Source organism: Parafrankia sp. FMc2 (genome assembly GCF_041008525.1).
In the GTDB taxonomy this organism is placed as follows: Bacteria; Actinomycetota; Actinomycetes; order Frankiales; family Frankiaceae; genus Parafrankia.
The window spans coordinates 1-18,686 of sequence record NZ_JBFLUG010000101.1 but is presented as its reverse complement, the minus strand read 5'-3'; the positions used below and the strand labels follow the sequence as shown (position 1 = coordinate 18,686).

At 76.7% G+C, this 18,686-nt stretch carries 3 protein-coding genes; all 3 read right to left on the bottom strand.

All coding sequences use genetic code 11. From position 1 onward, the window contains the following. Nucleotides 1-5 precede the first annotated feature (5 nt). Nucleotides 6-11,030 (bottom strand): SDR family NAD(P)-dependent oxidoreductase, encoded by an 11,025-nt coding sequence (locus AB1460_RS26430; protein WP_420497372.1) that lies wholly within the window; start codon nt 11,028-11,030, stop codon nt 6-8. A 38-nt stretch (nt 11,031-11,068) separates the two neighbouring features. Next, nucleotides 11,069-16,309 (bottom strand): beta-ketoacyl synthase N-terminal-like domain-containing protein, encoded by a 5,241-nt coding sequence (locus AB1460_RS26425; RefSeq protein WP_368964815.1) that lies wholly within the window; start codon nt 16,307-16,309, stop codon nt 11,069-11,071. Between the two features lie 36 nt (nt 16,310-16,345). Continuing rightward, a partial coding sequence (locus tag AB1460_RS26420) for a type I polyketide synthase (protein ID WP_368964814.1) occupies nt 16,346-18,686 on the bottom strand: 2,341 nt, incomplete at its 5' end.

Genomic DNA, 18,686 nt, shown 5'->3' with positions numbered 1-18,686 from the left:
CGTCGTCACAGGACACCCAGCTCGTTGTCGATCAGGTCGAGGATCTCGTCGGCGGTCGCCGTGCTGATCCGGTCGGCGTCGTCTGCCGGTGCGTCAGGGCCGTCGGCGGGATCCGCGGCCGGCAGGGAACCCGGGCCCTCGGCGGCCTCCAGCGACCACAGCAGCGCCCGCAGCCGGCTGGTCGCCTTCGCCCGCACATCTCCCTCGCCGGCGAGGGAGGTGAGGGTGGCGGAGAGCCGGTCGAGCTCGTCGAGCACCGACCCGCCGTCGCCGCCGCCCGCCGCGTCCGGGCGCAGGCGGTCCAGCAGGAAGGCGGCGAGCGCGCGGGCCGTCGGGTAGTCGAAGACCAGCGTGGCGGGCAGCCTGGCCCCGGTCGCCTGGCTCAGCCGGTTACGCAGCTCCACACCGGTGAGCGAGTCGAAGCCCAGCTCCTTGAAGGAGGTCTCCTCGTCGACGGCGTCCGGGTCCGGGTGGCCGAGCACGGTCGCCACCGTCGCCCGCACCAGGGCGGTCACCGCGGCCGGCGCCTCGGCTGCCGGCAGTCGGGTAAGCCGCTCGGCCCAGCCACCGTCAGCCGCGGGCCCTCCCGCCACCGCCCCGGGCCTGTCGGCTGCTGGCGCGCCCGGCCGCGCTCGCAGCAGCGCCCGCAGCAGGGCGGGCACCTCGTTGCCGGCTCCCGCGGTACCGGCCGTGGCGGCACGCAGGGCCGCGGTGTCCAGCGGCGCGGCGACCAGCGACGGCCGGTCCACGGTCAGCGTGGTGTCCAGCAGGGCCAGGCCGCGCTCGTTGCTCAGCGGCCTGATCCCGGTGCGCCGGATCCGGGCCAGCTCGGCGTCGCCGAGGTGGCCGGTCATCCCGCTGGCCTCGCCCCACAGCCCCCAGGCCAGCGACGACGCCGGCCGGCCCGCCGCCCGGCGCTGGTGGGCGAGTGCGTCGACGAAGGTGTTCCCGGCGGCGTAGCTGGCCTGCCCGGGGGTGCCGATGGTGCCGCTGGTCGAGGAGAACAGGACGAAGGCGGCGAGCTCCGGCGCCTCGAGCGTGGCGAGGTGCAGGTTCCAGGCCGCGTCGATCTTCGGCCGCAGCACCGCGTCCAGCCGCGCGGGTGTCAGTGCGCTGAGGATGCCGTCGTCGAGCACACCCGCGGTGTGCACGACGGCGGTCAGCGGTGCCTGCTCCGTGGCGGCGGCGATCAGGGCCCGCGTGCTGGACAGGTCGGTCAGGTCGTCGGCGACGACGTCGACGTGCGCGCCGAGCCCGGTCAGCTCGGACGCCAGCTCCGCCGCGCCCGGGGCCGCCGGGCCACGCCGGCTGACGAGCACCAGCCGCCGGGCCCCGTGCGCAACCACCAGATGCCGGGCGACGAGCGCGCCCAGCGTGCCGGTGCCCCCCGAGATCAGCACCGTCCCGGCGGCGAGACGCCCCGCCGGGCCGACTGCCGCCGGGCCGACTGCGGAGGGGCCGCCCGTCGGCGGATCCGACGTCCCGGCGCCCGCAGGCGGGTCAGCCGGGGTCCGGACCAGACGTGGGACCAGCGCGGTGCCGGCACGCAGGGCGAGTTGCGTCTCGCTGTCCGCCAGCGCCGCGGTGACGGCCGCGGCGAGCGCGGATCCGTCCAGGCCGGCCCCGTCCGGCGCGGTGGGGTCGACGTCCAGGAGCAGGAACCGGTCCGGGTTCTCGGTCTGGGCGCTGCGCAGCAGGCCCCACAGCGGGGCGCCGACCAGGTCGGTGAGGGTGTGGTCGCCGGCCGCGGGCACGGCGCCGGCTGTCACGACGACGAGGCGGCTGACCGGCGCGCCGTCGGCGGTGCTGGGGTCCCCGGCTGGTCCCTGGCCGTCGGCGAGCCAGTCCTGCAGCAGCGCCAGGGTCCGCTCGGTGGCGGCCTTCGTCCGCCCCGCCAGCTCGGCGCCCGCCTCCTGACCGCCGGCGCCCGCCCCATCGGCATCCCCGTGCCGGCCCGGCGGGGACACCGCCGGGGTGACGAGAACGATCTCGGGGGCTGGTGCGGCGGACGTCCGGAGTGCGTCGAGGTCGGCCGCGGCCTCGGCGGGGAGGCCCGCCCGGGTGAGCGCGCCGAGCAGGTCCAGCGGATCCGGGCCGAGCACGGCCCACCGCTGTGGGACGGCGCCGGTGGCCGCGGGCGCCGCCGGGCGCGGTGTCCACTCGACGTGGTGCAGCGCGTCGTGGAAGCGGCGGGCGCCGAGGCGGGACGTCTCGATCGGGCGCAGGGCCAGCGAACCGACGGTGAGCAGCGGGGCGCCGGTCGGGTCGGCGATCTCCACCCGCACCGCGTCCGGGCTGTCCGGGACGGGGGAGACGCGGACCCTGGCCGCGGAGCCACCGGCCCGGTGCAGCGCCACCTCACTCCAGGCGAACGGCAGCCGCACAGCGCCGCCACCGCCGCTGTCGCCGTGACCGCCGCCGGTGCCGTCTGTGGGCTCGCCCTGGCCGCCGTCGCCGCCGGCCAGTGCGAGGGCGTGCAGCGCGGCGTCGAACGGCGCCGGGTGCAGGGCGTACCGGGAACTGTCCGCCGTGGGACCGCCCCCGTCCACCACCTGCGGGACCAGCTCGGCCCACACGGCGTCACCGTCGGTCCACGCGGCACGCAGGCCCTGGAACGCGGGGCCGTAGTCATAGCCGCGGTCGGCCATGCCGTCGTAGAACGCCGAGACCTCGATGGCCTCTGTGCCCGGTGGCGGCCATGCCCCGGCGAGGCCGGCGCCCGCCGCCGGGGCGGAACCCCCGGCGGCCTGGTCGGTGAGCGTGGCGCTGGCGTGCAGCGTCCAGTCAGGGTCGTCGCCCTCGGCGGTCGGCGACGCCGGGCGGGAGTACACCGACAGTGTGCTGCTGCCCGTGTCGCCGTCGGTGACCACGACCTGGAGGTCGACGGCGCCGTCGTCGAGCAGCACGAGCGGTTCGCGCAGGGTCAGATCGTCGACCACCGGCCGGCCGACCTGCCCGCCGGCGTGCAGCGCGAGATCCACGAACGCGGTACCCGGCAGCAGGATGGCGCCGGCGACCCGGTGGTCGGCGACCCACGGGTGCGACCGGGCCGAGACCCGGCCGGTGAACAGTGTCACCGCGCCGCCCGCCACCGGTGTCGCCGCGCGGAGCAGCGGGTGGCCGGCGTCGGCGAGCCCCGCCCCCTCGATCCCGGCCCGGGCATCCGCGGACTCGAGCCAGTAGCGGTCGCGCTGGAACGGATAGCTCGGCAGCCCGATGAGGCGGCCCGGGGTCGGGAGCGCCGCGTCCCAGCGCACCTGCCGGCCAGCCACGTGCAGTTCGGCGAGGCTGGCCAGGAAGCGGTCGAGATCTCCCTCGTCGCGGCGCAGGGTGCCGGTGACCAGCACCGGCAGGACACTGGCAGCACTGTCGGCCGGGAGCGGGTCGGCCGGGGGGATGCCGGCGGCGGGGAGGTCGGCGGTGTGCGCATCGGCGGTCTCGGAGATCGGCACGGTGAGCACCGGATGCGGGCTGATCTCGACGAAGGTGTCGTGGCCGGCGTCCAGCAGCGCTGTCACCGCGTCCGCGAGGCGGACGGTGCCGCGCAGGTTGGCGTACCAGTACTCGGCGTCCAGCCCGGTCGTGTCGTACCACCCGGCGGTGACGGTGGAGAAGAACGGTACGGCCGCGGCGCGTGGCGTGATCGGGCCGAGCAGGCCGAGCAGCCGGTCCCGCAGCGGTTCGATCTGAGCGGAGTGGGAGGCGTAGTCGACCGGGATCACCCGTGCCCGCACCCCCTCCTCCCGATAGCGACGGACCAGCTCGTGCAGGGCCGCCGCGTCGCCCGCGACCACCGTCGACGCCGGCCCGTTCACCGCCGCCACCGACAGCGCACCGCCGGTGCCGCCGGTGCCGTCGAGACGGGCCCGGACCGCGTCGGCCGGCAGCGGCACGCTGGCCATGCCGCCCTGCCCGGCGATGTCACGGATCGCCTGGCTGCGCAGTGCGACGACACGGGCGCCGTCCTCGAGGCTCAGCCCACCCGCGACGCAGGCGGCCGCGATCTCGCCCTGGGAGTGGCCGATGACCGCGTCCGGCTCGACGCCGTGCGCCCGCCACAGCGCGGCGAGCGAGACCATCACCGCCCACAGCGCCGGTTGGACGACGTCCACCCGGTCCAGGTCCGACCGGTCGCGCAGCACCTGGCGCAGCGACCAGTCGACGTGGGGGGCGAGGGCGTCCTCGCAGGCGGCGAGGTGCTCGGCGAACACCGGGGACCGTTCGAGCAGCGGTACCGCCATGCCGGCCCACTGCGACCCCTGGCCGGGAAAGACGAAGACGGTCCGGCCCGGTTCCGCCGCTGCCTGGCCGAGCACCAGCGTCGGATGCGGCTGGTCGGCGGCCAGCGCGGCGAGCCCGGCGAGCCCGGGAAGCGGATTGCCCGGGCGGCCCGAGTCGACGCTGGCGCCGGCGTCGACTCGGGCGCTGGCGCCTGCGTCGGAGTCGGGGCTGGGGCTGGGGCCGTTCCGGTCGCCGCCGGGAGGGCCGATGACGACCGCCCGGTGCTCGAAGGAGGCCCGTCCGGTGGCGAGTGTGCGCGCGACGTCCGCCGCGGCGGGAGCGGCGCTGGTCAGGTGGGCGTGGAGACGGCGGGCGGCTGCCCGCAGCGCCTCCGGTGTGCGGGCCGAGAGCACCCACGGCAGGGGGTCCGGCCCCGGGTCCGACCGCTGCGGGGGCGGCGCGGGCGCGGCCTCCAGGATGACGTGCGCGTTGGTGCCGCTCATCCCGAACGACGACACCGCGGCACGGCGCGTCCGGTCGGCGGCCGACCAGTCGACCGGCTCGGTGAGCAGACGCACCGTGCCCGCCGACCAGTCGACGTGCGGGGTCGGGGCGTCCACGTGCAGCGTGGCGGGCAGCAGGCCGTGGCGCAGCGCCTGCACCATCTTGATGACACCGCCGACGCCGGCGGCGGCCTGTGTGTGCCCGACGTTCGACTTGATCGACCCGAGGTACAGCGGCCGGTCGGCGGGTCGGTCCCGGCCGTAGGTCGCGACGATCGCCTGGGCCTCGATCGGGTCGCCGAGAGTCGTCCCGGTGCCGTGGGCCTCGACCGCGTCGACGTCGCCGGCACGCAGGCCGGCGTCCGCGAGCGCGGCCTCGATGACGCGGCGCTGGGCCGGGCCGCTCGGGGCGGTCAGCCCGTTGCTCGCGCCGTCCTGGTTGACGGCACTGCCGCTGATCACGGCGAGGACCGGGTAACCGGAACGGCGCGCGTCGTCGAGCCGGGCCAGTGCCAGAACGCCGACCCCCTCGGCGAAGCCGGTGCCGTCCGCCGCCGCCGCGAACGCGCGGCACCGGCCGTCCGGGGACAGGCCACGCTGCCGGCTGAACTCGGTGAACAGGCTCGGCGTCGCCATCACGGTGGCCCCGCCGGACAGCGCCAGGTCGACCTCGCCGCGGCGCAGCGCCTGCACGGCGAGGTGCAGTGCCACCAGCGAGGACGAGCAGGCGGTGTCGATGCTGACCGCCGGGCCCTGCAGGCCGAGCAGGTAGGAGATGCGGCCGGACGCGACCGAGGGGGAGTTCCCGGAGGCCAGGTAGCCCTCGACACCGGGTGGGGCGGTGCGCAGCCGGGAGGCGTACTCCTGCGCGAGCACCCCGACGTACACGCCGGTGCGGCTGCCGTGCAGCGACGTCGGGTCGATGCCGGCCTGCTCGAACGCCTCCCAGGCGGTCTCCAGCAGCAGGCGCTGCTGCGGGTCGGCGGCCAGCGCCTCCCGCGGGTTGATCCCGAAGAACGCCGCGTCGAAGTCGCCGGCCCGCTCGAGGAACCCGCCGTGCCGGGCGTAGGTGGTGCCGTCGCGGGTGAGATCGGGGTCGTAGAGCGCGTCCAGGTCCCAGCCCCGGTCGGCGGGGAACTCGCTGATCGCGTCGGTGCCGGCGACGACGAGGCGCCACAGCTCGTCCGGGTCGCTCACCCCGCCCGGATAGCGGCAGGCCATGCCCAGGACCGCGATCGGCTCGGAGTGACCGTCGGGCCGGGCACTCGCGCGGGCGCGGTTCACCCCCGCCAGGTCGGCGACGTCGCCTGCGGCCATGGGGCCGCCTGACCGCCCGGATACGAGGGCGAGCAGCTCGGCGTGCAGATGGGCGGCGAGGGCGGCCGGCGTGGGGTGGTCGAACACGAGGGTGGACGGCAGCTGCAGGCCGGTGGCCGTCGCGAGGCGGCCGCGGACCTCGACGGCGGTCAGCGAGTCCAGCCCGAGGTCGCGGAAGCTGCGCTCCGGCGGGACGGCCGAGACGTCGTCGTGCCCGAGCGCGGCGGCGACCTGCGCGCGGACCAGGTCACGCAACGTCCGCTCGCCCTCGGCGGCGCCCTGGCCGACCAGCGTCGCGGCGAAGGCCGCCGCGGCATCATCCGCTGCCGGGCCACCCGTCGCCGGTTCGGCACCGTCGCTGTCCCGGGCCGGACCGGCCGCGCCGGGGGCGGCCTGCGCCCGCGGGATCTCGTCCAGCAGCGGGCTTGGCCGTCCGGACAGGTCGCTGGCGGCGAGTCGGGCCCAGTCCACGTCCGCCACCAGCAGGTTCGTCTCGCCGTCGCCGACCGCCCGGCCCAGCGCCCGTAGGGCCAGGCGGGGGCGCATCGCGCGGACCCCGTGGTACCGCAGGTTCTCCTCGACGCCGACCAGGTCGATCATCCCGCCGTCAGCCCAGGCACCCCAGGCGATGGACGTGGCCGGCCGCCCGGCTGCGCGGCGGCGGCGGGCCAGCGCGTCCAGATGGGCGTTGCCGGCGGCATAGGCGGCCTGGCCGGTGCTGCCTCGCACGGCGGCGGTGGACGAGAAGAGGACGAAGGCGTCCAGGTCGGTGTCGGCCAGCAGCTCGTCCAGGAGCTCAGCACCGGAGATCTTGCCGGTGACCACCCGGGCGTGCTCGGCGAGCGTGACCTCGGCAGCCGGCGCGTACTCCTGGGCCAGACCGGCGGTGTGCACGACCCCGGTCAGCGGCGCCGGGTCGGCGGTGAGTCCTTCCAGCAGCGTTGCGACGGCACTGCGCTCGGCGATGTCGACGGCGGCGACGGTCACGCGGGCGCCGAGTGCCGTGAGTTCGGCGACGAGCTCACTGGTTCCGGGCGCGTCCGGGCCGCGCCGGCTGGCCAGGACGAGGTGCTCGGCGCCCTGTTCGGCGAGCCAGCGGGAGACGTGCCGCCCGGTGCCGCCCGTACCGCCGGTGACCAGCACGGTGCCGCGCGGCTGCCAGACACCGCCGGCGCCCGGGGCCGGCGCCGGGGCCGTGGCCGGGGCCGGGGCTGGGGCGGTGGCGGCGGGGACCAGCCGGCGCGCGAACAGCCCGCTCGCACGGAGTGCGACCTGATCCTCGCGCCCGAGCTGGTCCGCGCGCGTGGCCGGCCCGCCGGCCGCGGATCCGCTGGTGAGCAGCGCCGCGAGCGCCGCGGCATCCGCCTCGCCCGCGGGCAGATCGACCAGGCCGCCCCACAGCCCGGGGCGTTCCAGGCCCATGACCTGACCGAGCCCCCACAGGTGACCGGCAGCCGGCGACGGCGCGTCGTCGTCCGGCGCGCCGGTGTCCGCGGCACCGCGGGTCACCGCCCACAGCCGTGGCGGGCCGGCCGTCCCGGCCCCGCGGTCGCCCTCGGCGGCCGTTGTGGCGTCGACCAGGCCCTGGAACAGCGTGAGCGTGGCGGCGACCCCGATCGGCACGGAGGTCTCGACCGGGTGGGGGCCGGTGGCGAGCCCGAGCAGTGAGAGCACCCCGGACCGGCCCGCGCCGCTGCCGTCCGCCGCCGGCCTGGTGGCCTCCGGCGTGGCTGCCGGCAGGTGGGCGCGCAGCCGGTCGGCGAACCAGCCGCGGTCCGCCCGGACCGGGTCCGCGAGCAGGGTGACGACGTCATGACGGCTGGCGAGGGCCGCGCGGGCGAGGGTGACCGCCTCGTCGTCCTCATGGCCTGTGGGCACCACCACCAGCCAGGTGCCGTCGCGGGCGCCGTCGGTGGGCGGGGCACCCTCCGCCCCGGCCTCCTCCGCCGGCGGGAGCTCGATCCGACGCCAGACGACGCGGTAGCGCCAGCCGTCCACGGTGTCGCCCGCGCCCGCGCTCCTGCCAGGCCCGGCGGACGGCTGCCCGCCCAGCCAGAAGGTCCGGCGCTGGAAGGGGTAGGTCGGCAGCTCGGCCAACAGCTCCGCCCGGGCATCGGGGGGAAGCGGCGTCCACAGCCCGTCCCAGCCGACCGCGTGCCCGTGAACGTGCAGCTGTGCGAGCGCGGCCAGCAATGCCTCCGTCTCGGCCCGGTCCCGGCGCAGGGCGGGGACGGCGATCGCCGCTCGCGTCGCACCGTCACCGTCACCGCCGGAGCCGGAGCCGGAGCCGGCGTGGGCGTGGGCGTGGGCGTCGAGGGCGCCGAGCGTGGCGTGGGTGAGGGCGGCGAGGGTGGTGTCCGGCCCGATCTCCAGGAACGTGTCGACGCCGAGACCGTGCAGGGCCTGCACGCCCTGGTGGAAGCGGACGGTGCCGCGGATGTGCCGCACCCAGTACCCCGGGGTGGCGATGTCGTCGGGGTCGGCCGGCGCGCCGGTGAGGTTCGAGACGAGGGGGATGGCCGGCCGGGCGTAGCGCAGCGTGGCGGCGACGGCGGCGAAGTCGTCGAGGACGTCGTCCATCCGTGGGGAGTGGAAGGCGTGGCTGACGGTGAGCCGGCGGGTGCGTATGCCGCGTGCCGCGGCGTCCTGCTCGATCCGGTCGATCCGGTCCGCCGACCCGGACAGGACGGTGGCCTCCGGGGTGTTGGTCGCGGCGACGGAGACCTCGGCCTCGTGCCCGGCGAGGAGCTCCAGGGCCTGTTCCTCGGCGGTGCGCAGGGAGAGCATCGCGCCGTCGGCGGGGAGTTTCTGCATGAGAGCGGCGCGGGCGGTGACGAGCCGGGCGGCGTCGTCAAGGGTGAGGACGCCGGCGAGGTGGGCGGCGGTGATCTCGCCGAGCGAGTGGCCGGCGAGGTGGTCGGGCCGGACGCCGAGGGAGGTGACGAGGCGGTACAGCGCCACCTCCAGCGCGAACAGGGCGGGCTGGGTGTAGCGGGTCTGGTGGACGAGGGCGGCGAGGTCGGGGTGGGTGCCGGGGTCGGCGGTGAGGACGGCGTGCAGGCTGGGCGGGCTGCCAGCGTCCTGGCCCGCGGGGGTGGGGCTCGCGGCGGTCGCGGGGGTGAGGTGGGTGTCGAGCGCGGTGATCGTCTCGTCGTACGCGGTGGCGAAGGTGGGGAAGACGGCGGCGAGGTCGCGGCCCATGCCGGGGCGCTGGCTTCCCTGACCGCTGAACAGGAACGCCAGCCGGCCCGGGCGGCCCGCGGTGCCGGTCACCGTGCCCGCCCCGGGTGTACCGCCGGCCAGGGCACGCAGCCGGTCGATGACCTCGCCGTGCCGGGCACCAACGACGACCGCCCGGTGCTCGAGGTGCGCGCGTCCGGTCGCCAGCGTCGCCGCCACGGCGGCCAGTTCCGCGTCGGGGTGCGCGGCCAGGTAGGACGCGAGGCCGGTGGCCTGCGCGGCCCGCGCCGCCGGTGACCGCGCGGACAGCAGGAACGCGGGTGCCAGCGCACCGGGTGCCACGGCACCGGAGGTCTGGCCGGTCTGGCCGGACTGCCCGTCGGTGCCGTCGGTGCCGACGCCGGCATCGGCGCTGGCGCGGCGCGGCGCCTCTTCCAGGATCACGTGGGCGTTCGTCCCGCTGATGCCGAACGCGGAGACACCGGCCCGCCGCGGCCGGTCGAGCTCCGGCCAGGGACGAGCCTCGGTCAGCAGCCGGACGGCGCCCGCCGTCCAGTCCACATGCGAGGTGGGCGCGTCGACGTGCAGTGTCGCCGGCAGCTCGCCGTGCCGCAGGGCCTCGACCATCTTGATCACACCCGCGATGCCGGCGGCCGCCTGGGTGTGCCCGATGTTCGACTTGACCGCGCCCAGGTAGAGCGGCCGGTCCGCGGGGCGCGCCGCACCGTAGGTGGCGAGCAGGGCGTCCGCCTCGATCGGGTCGCCGAGCCGGGTGCCGGTGCCGTGGGCCTCCACGACGTCCACGTCGGCGGCGGACAGTCGGGCGTCGGCGAGCGCGGCCCGGATGACGCCCTGCTGGGCGACGCCGTTGGGAGCGGTGAGCCCGTTGCTCGCCCCGTCCGAGTTGATCGCCGACCCACGCAGGACGGCCAGCACGGGATGGTCGTTCGCGAGCGCGTCGGAGAGCCGTTCCAGGACAACCAGCCCCACGCCCTCGGCGAAGTTCGTGCCGTCGGCCGCCGCCGCGAACGCCTTCGCCCGGCCGTCCGGGGCGAGCCCGCGCTGCCGGCTGAACTCGATCAGCGCGTCCGGGGTGGCCATCACCGTCACGCCGCCGGCCAGCGCGAGCGCGCACTCTCCGCGGCGCAGCGCGTTCGCGGCCAGGTGCAGCGCCACGAGCGATGACGAGCAGGCGGTGTCCAGCGTGATCGCCGGACCCTGCAGACCGAGGCTGTAGGCGACCCGGCCGGAGGCGACGGACGTCGTCGTGCCGGTGAGCAGGTAACCCTCGAGGCCGCCGGCGTCGGCGAACGACCGGGGGTGGTAGCCCTGCGAGATCACGCCGGCGAAGACTCCGGTGCTGCTGCCGCGCAGCGACGTCGGGTCGAGCCCGGCGCGTTCCAGCGCCTCCCAGGCGGTCTCCAGCAGCAGCCGCTGCTGCGGGTCGGTCGCGAGCGCCTCCCGCGGCGGGACGGAGAAGAAGTCCGCGTCGAAGTCGCCGGCGTCGTACAGGAACGCACCCTGCCGGGCATAGCAGGTGCCGACCGTGTCCGGGTCGGGATCGTAGAGGCCTTCCAGGTCCCAGCCGCGCTCGGTCGGGAAGCCGGCGACCGCGTCGGTTCCGGTCCGGACCAGCTCCCACAGGTCGGCCGCCGAGCGGACGCCGCCCGGGTAGCGGCAGGCCGCCGAGACGATCGCGATCGGCTCCCGGACCCGCGCCTCGACCTCCGACAGCCGGTGACGGGTGTGGCGCAGGTCGGTGGTGGCCCGGAGGAGATAGTCGCGGAGCTTGTCCTCGTTGGACATCAGCTGCCCACCTCTGTCGCTCGTCGTCGGATGTGTTCCGGTCACCGGCCGACCCCGTCCTCGTCCAGTTCTCGGTCGAGCACGGCGAACAGCTCGTCGTCGCTCGCCACGTCGAGGGCGCCGGCGGTCTCCGGACGCCCGTCCGGCCGGCCTCGCTGGCCCTCGCGGCGTTCGGTCCAGCTCCACAGCAGGGTCTGCAGCCGGTCGACGGCCGCGTGCGCGGTGGGATCATCGGTGGGCAGCGCGGCGAGTACGCGCTCCAGCTCGTCGACCCGCCGCTGCACCGGGACCGCGGCCAGGTCGCCGCCGCCGTCCCTGTCGCCGGGCCCGCCGGCCGCCGGCCCGGTCGGCAGGGCGATCTCGGTCTGCAGGCGTTGCGCCACGGCGAGCGGGGTCGGGTGGTCGAAGACGAGCACCGTCGGCAGGCGCAGGCCGGTCGCGGCGTTCAGCCGGTTGCGGACCTCCACCGCGGTGAGCGAGTCAAGCCCCAGGTCCCTGAACGGGACGTCCGCGGCGAGCTGGGCCGGGTCGGCATGCCCCAGGGAGGCCGCGACCGCTGCCCGGACCACGTCGAGCAGCACCGAGTCGCGGTCGGCGGTTGTCGGGGCCGCCCCCAGCTGGGCCCGCAGCCGTGCCGGGGCGTCGTCGGCCGACCCGCCGGCCCCGATGCCGTCCGGGCTGTCCGGGCTGCCCGCGGTGCCGGACCCGCCCGGGTGATCGGCGCCGAGCGCGGTGCGGACGTCCTCGATCGCGCTGAGCAGTGGGCTCGGCCGGCGGGCGGTGAACGCCGGTGCGAACCGCTCCCAGTCCATGTCGGTGATGCTGAGCGTGGTCTCGTCCGCCGCGATCGCGGCGGCGAGGGCACGCAGCGCCAACCGTGGTGCCATCAGCCGCAGCCCGCGCCGCTGGAGGTTCTCCGCCGTCTCCGGCCGGGAGAGCATGCCGCCGTCGGCCCAGGCACCCCAGGCCACCGACAGCGCCGGCCGGCCCTGCCCGCGCAGCCGGTGGGCAAGCAGGTCGAGGTGGGCGTTCCCGGCGGCATAGGCGCCCTGCCCGCCGGAGCCCCACACACCGGCGTTCGACGAGAACAGGACGAACGCCTCGACGGGATGGTCGGCGACGGCCGCGGCGATCAGTTCCGCACCGGTGGTCTTCGCCGCGACGACCTCGGCGTAGTCGGCCGCCGTCATCGTCACCACCGGTGCGGCCTCCTGGGCGAGCCCGGCGGCGTGGAAGACAGCCGTCAGCGGCGGGCCGGCCGCGTCGAGCGCGGTGCGCAGGACGGCCACCGCCGCCGGGTCGGCCGTGTCGGCGGCCAGCACCGTCACGGCCACCTTGGCGGCCGCGGCCGTGCCGGTGTCGACCGGCTCGCCATCGGCAGCCTCGGTGGCCGTGGCCGTGGCCGTGACGTCCCGGGCGGTGAGCTCGGCGACCAGCTCGGCGGCGCCCGGGGCGGCGGCACCGCGGCGGCTGGTCAGGATCAGATGCTCGGCACCGTTGTCGGCGAGCCAGCGGGCCAGGTGGGCGCCGATGCCACCGGTTCCGCCGGTGACGAGGACGGTGCCGTGCGGGCGCCAGGTGCCGGCGGCGGCAGCCAGCTGACCGGCCCGCACCAGCCGGCGGGCGAATCCGCCCGCGGAGCGCAACGCCACCTGGTCCTCGGCGTCCTCGGTGTTCTCGGCGCCGGCCTGGGCGAGGCCGTCGGCGTCGTCGGCTCGCTCGGTGCCGCCGGCCAGCAGGCGGGCGAACAGCTCGGCCGGCTCAGCGACATCGGACCCGGCTCGCTCCGCGTCGTCCCCGGCACCCCCGGCACTCCCGGCGGACTCGGCGGACTCGGCGGACTCGGCGGTGAGACGAGGCAGGTCGATCAGGCCGGCCCAGAGCTCCGGGTGCTCCAGCGCGACGGTGCGGCCGAGCCCCCACAGCTGCGCCTGCTCCGGCGACGGCGTCGGGTCGTCCGGCTGGCCGGTGCGCACCGCGCCGCTGGTCACCGCCCACAGCCGTGCACCACGCGGGTGGTCCGCCAGTGCCCGGACGAGTGCGAGGGTGCCGGCGATGCCCGCGGGCACCGCCGGGTGCGCGGGGTGGTGGCCGGGCGCGAGACCCAGCAGCGAGATCACTCCACGCAGGTCTTCGGTCTCGCCAGCTCCGAGCCGGTCGGCGAACCAGGCCGTGTCGACGCCGCCGGCCGACAGGTCGACGGGCACCAGGTGGGCCAGGCCGCCGTGTGCCACGAGGGCCGCGGTGACGAACCGGGCGTGCGGTCCGTCCGCGAGCGCCGTCGGTGCGACCACCAGCCAGGAGCCGGTCAGGTCGGTCGGCCGTGCCGCGGCCGGCGGCGCCGGTGGGCGGGTCGTCGGCCCGGCGAGCGGGCGCCACACCTCGCGGTAGCGCCACCGGTCGAGCGGGTCGCCGGCGGCGGTGACGGGCCGGTCGAGCCAGAAGCGCCGTCGTTCGAACGGGTAGGTGGGCAGCTCCACGGTCAGGGGACGCCGTGCCGTGCCGGGACGCGCCGCCGCCCAGGTGACCGCGACGCCGTGGGTGTGCAGCTCCGCCGCGCTGGCCAGGAACCGGGGCCATCCGCCGTCGTCCCGGCGCAGCGTCCCGACCGCGACCGTGGCGGCTGCGTGGGCGGCGCCGGCCGCGGCCTCGGCTTCGGCCGTCTCGATGATGCCGACCGTCACCACCGGGTGCGGGCTGACCTCCAGGAACACCTGGTGGCCGGCCCGCAGCAGCCCCTGGACGGTCTCGTGGAAGCGGACCGGCTCGCGGATGTTGCGGTACCAGTAGTCGGCGTCCAGCTCGGTGGTGTCGACCGGCCCGGCGGTGACAGTCGAGTGGAACGGCACCGACGCCGGCTGTGGGGTGGCGCCGCCGACCGCCGCCCGCAACTCGTCCGCGATCGCCTCGACCTGCGGCGAGTGCGACGCGTAGTCGACGGGGACGCGCCTGCTCCGGATGCCGTCCCGGGTGAGGTCGGCGGCGAGCGCGTCGAGTGCCGCCGCGGTCCCGGAGACAACCGTGGACGTCGGACTGTTGACCGCCGCGACGTGCGCTGCGTCGCCGTACGGTGTCAGGCGCTCGCCGGTCTGCTCGACGGGCAGGGCGACCGAGAGCATCCCGCCCTGCCCGGCCAGGCGGGTGAGTGCCCGGGCCCGCAGGGCGCTCAGGCGCGCGGCGTCGGCGAGGCTCAACGCCCCCGCGACGTGGGCCGCGGCGATCTCCCCCTGGCTGTGGCCGAGCACCGCGTCCGGTGCGACGCCAAGGTGCCGCCACAGGCCGGCGAGCGCGACCATGACCGCGAAAAGCGCCGGCTGGACGACCTCCACCCGCTCCAGCGCGGCTCCGTCCGCCGCTCCTGCCGCTCCTGCCGCTCCTGCCGCTCCCGCCTCTCCCGCCGCCGTGGGGCCGGTGAGCAGGGCGAACAGGTCGACGTCGAGATGCGGGCGCAGCGCGGCGGTGGCGGCGCGCAGGTGCTCGGCGAAGACCGGGCTGGTCGCGGCCAGCTCGCGGGCCATCCCCGGCCACTGTGCGCCCTGCCCGGGGAACACCAGGACAACTCGCGGGCGGGCGGTACCGACCCCGCTCTGCGGCCCGCGGATCAGGCCGTCGGCGTCCTCGTCGGCGGTCAGCGCGCGCAGCGCTGCCAGTCGCTCGTCCGGCCCCGTGGCGGTGACCGCGGCCCGGTGCGCGAAGACGGCCCTGCCGGTGGCGAGCGTCTGGCCGATGGCGTCCGCGTCGGTGGAGCCCGCGTCGAGCGCGGTGACGAGACGGGCCGCCTGTGCGCGCAGCGCAGGCCGAGACCGGGCTGAGAGCAGCCACGGCAGGCTCGTCGGCTCCGGCTCCGGCTCCGGCTCTGGTGCCGGTGCCGGTGCCGGCGTGGTCTCGGGCTGGTCGGGGGCTTGTTCGAGGATGACGTGGGCGTTGGTGCCGCTGATGCCGAAGGAGGAGACGGCGGCGCGGCGGGGGCGGTGGACGTCGGGCCAGGGTGTGGGTTCGGTGAGGAGCTGGATGTGGCCGGTGGTCCAGTCGACATGGCTGCTCGGCTGGTCGACGTGCAGGGTGGCGGGCAGCACGCCGTGCTGGAGGGCCTGGGTCATTTTGATGAGGCCGGCGGCGCCGGCGGCGGCCTGGGTGTGGCCGATGTTGGATTTGATGGAGCCGAGGTAGAGGGGCTGGTTGTCGGGTCGGTTCTGGCCGTAGGTGGCGAGGAGGGCCTGGGCTTCGATGGGGTCGCCGAGGGTGGTGCCGGTGCCGTGGGCTTCGACGGCGTCGACGTCCACCACCGACAGTCGGGCGTCCGCCAGCGCGGCCCGGATGACCCGCTGCTGGGCCGGCCCGTTCGGCGCGGTGAGCTGGCTGGAGGCCCCGTCCTGGTTGACCGCGGAGCCCCGTACCACCGCGAGCACCCGATGGCCGTTCGCGTGGGCGTCGGAGAGTTTCTCCAGGAGCAGCAGGCCGGCGCCTTCGCCCCAGCCGGTGCCGTCGGCGGCGTCGGCGAAGGCCTTGCAGCGGCCGTCGGGTGACAGGCCGCGCTGCCGGCTGAACTCCACGAAGGTGCCCGGCGTCGCCATCACCGTCACCCCGCCGGCCAGCGCCAGCGTGCACTCGCCGCGGCGCAGGGCCTGCGCGGCGAGGTGCACGGCGACCAGTGACGACGAGCAGGCGGTGTCGACGGTGACCGCCGGGCCCTCCAGCCCGAACGTGTAGGACACCCGGCCGGACGCGACACTGCCCGCACTGCCGGCCCCCAGGTAGGGCTCGAACTCGGGCGGGATGCCGCCGAGCAGCCGTCCCGCGTAGTCGTCGTACATGACGCCGGCGAACACGCCGGTGCGGCTGCCGCGCAGCGACGTCGGGTCGATCCCGGCCCGTTCGAACGTCTCCCAGGCGACCTCCAGCAGCAGCCGCTGCTGCGGGTCGACGGCCAGCGCCTCGCGCGGGCTGATCCCGAAGAACGCCGGGTCGAACGCGGCGGCGTCGTAGAGGAAGCCACCGTCACGGGCGTAGGAGGTGCCCGCGTGCTCCGGATCCGGGTGGTAGAGCGTGTCGACATCCCACTCGCGGTCGGCCGGGAACGGGCCGATGGCGTCCGTCCCCTCGGCTACCAGCCGCCACAGGTCGGCCGGGGACTCCACCCCGCCCGGGTACCGGCAGGCCATCCCGACGATGGCGATCGGTTCGAGCGCGGCGGACTCCGCCTCGCGCAGCCGCGCGCGGGTCTGTGCCAGCTCGGCGACCACACGGGTCAGGTAGTCCCGCAGCTTGTCCTCGTCCGCCATGACAGCGTTGCTCCCTTGGAAGGTCATCCGGGCCGGTCAGGCGATCCCGAGATCGTTGTCGATCAGGTTGAAGAGGTCGTCGTTGCTTGCCGCGCGCAGCTCCGCCACGCTCAGCGCGGCGTCGGCCCCGTCGCCGCCACGAGGCCGGTCCGACCCGGCGGCCTCGGCCGCGGCCGCGGTCACCGTGCCGAGCAGGGCGGTCAGGCGTGCGGTGATGTCCCGGCGCCACTGGTCGTCGGGGGCGCGGCCGGCCAGCGTCGCCTCCAGCCGGTCCAGGTCGGCGAGCGAGGTGAGCCCGCCGCCGGAGCCGCCCGCGGTCGGCGCGGTCTGCGCCCACAGGTGCTCGACGAGCGCCCGCGGGGTCGGGTAGTCGAAGATCAGCGTCGCGGGTAGCCGCAGCCCTGTGCCGGCGTCGAGCCGGTTGCGCAGCTCGACGGCGGTGAGCGAGTCGAACCCGAGCTCGGAGAACCCCCGGTCGACCTCGACGGCGGCGTGCTCCGCGTGCCCGAGCACGCCCGCGACAGCGTGGCGCACCAGCACCTCCAGCCGGGCGCGACGCTCGTCGTCGGTCAGGCCGGTCAGGCCGGTCAGGGCGGCCAGGGCGGTGCCGGCGGTGGAACCGGCCGTGCCCGTCGCCGGGGCCGAACTCCGCCTGCGCGCCGGTACCCGGACGAGGCCGCGAAGCAGCGCGGGCAGCGCCGCCGCGCCCTCGGGCGCCTGCTGGTACAGCCCGCGCAGGGTGGCCAGGTCGAGCCGAGCCGGCACGAGGGCCGGCGTGTCCAGCGTGAGCGTGACGTCCAGCAGGGCAAGTCCCTGCTCCGGGGTGAGGGCGGCAAGCCCGGTGCGGGCTATCCGGGATCGTTCGGCCGCGGTGAGAGTCGTGTCCATGCCGTCGCCGGTGGCCCACAGACCCCAGGCCAGGCTGGTGGCGGGATGTCCGTCCGCGCGACGGTGGTGCGCCAGGGCGTCGAGGTAGGCGTTGGCGGCGGCGTAGTTCGCCTGACCGGCGGTGCCGACGGTGCCGGCCAGCGACGAGTACAGGACGAACGCGGCCAGCGGCTGCTCTCGGGTCGCCTCGTGCAGGTTCCAGGCGGTGTCGATCTTCGCTTTCAGGACGGTGTCGAGCTGGTCCGGGGTCAGGGCGGAGAGCGTGGCGTCGTGCAGCACGCCCGCGGTGTGGACAACGGCGGTCAGCGGCCGCTCGGCCGGGATGGCGTCGACGAGGGCCCGGGTGGCATCGGGGTCGGTCAGATCGGCGGCGACGACGCGGGGCTCGGCGCCGAGGCCGGTGAGCTCGGCGATGAGCTCGGCGGCCCCGGGGGCGTCCGCCCCGCGCCGGCTGACCAGCAGCAGATGGCGGACGTCGTGATGGGTGACGAGGTGACGGGCGGCCAGGGCGCCGAGGGTGCCGGTGCCGCCGGTGACGAGCACCGTCCCCGCTCCCGACCCTCGACCCGCCGAGATCACGGACCCCGCTGTTTCCGCCCGGTGTGCCCCGGCCACATCGTCGGTCGGGCTGGTGGGAGCCGGACCGTCCGCGACGGGAACGCGGGCCAGTCTCGGCACGAGCACGGCGCCGCCCCGGACCGCGAGCGCGGGTTCGTCGGCGGCCAGGGCCCAGGCCACGGCGGCGGCGACCGCCGGCGGGGAGGCGTCCTCGCCGGCGACGTCCAGCAGCAGGAACCGGCCGGGGTACTCCGCCTGCGCGGAGCGGACCAGTCCCCACAACGGAGCGTGCGTGAGGTCCCCGCCCCCGGCGGCCGGCGCGTCGCCCGGAACGTCCGCCGGGGCACTGGCGGCGATCGCGCCGCGGGTGAGCAGGACCAGCCGCGTGTCGGCGAGGCGCCCGTCGGCCAGCCAGGTGGTGAGCAGGTCCAGGGCGCGGGCGGTCGCCCGCCGCGCGTCCACCGGGCCGGGGTCGGCCGGTTGGTCGGTGAACGCGGTCAGCACCACCTCGGGTACCGACCCGGCGGCGCCGAGCGCGGCCAGGTCGGCGTAGCCGACGACCTCGACGCCGGCGGCGCGCACCGCCGCGGCGATGCCACCCGGCTCCTCCTCGGACGGGGCCTCCCACGGCCCGACCCAGCCCCAGCGCGCGGCGGCCGGGCGGGATGCGGGGCTGGTCGCCGTGGCCGGAGCCGGCTCCCAACGCACCTGGTAGAGGTCCTCGCGCAGGCCGCCGCGCGCGGCGGCACCGACCTGCTCCGGGCTGATCGGACGCAGCCGCAGCGCCTCGACGGCGGCGACGGGCACACCCGCGCCGTCGTACAGCCGGAGCGCCACCGTGACCGTGGGCCCGTCGGCGCCGGCCGCGGCCGCGCCGGTGTCCGGTCGTGGCGTCACCCGGACGCGCAGGACGCCCGTTGCAGCCCCGCCC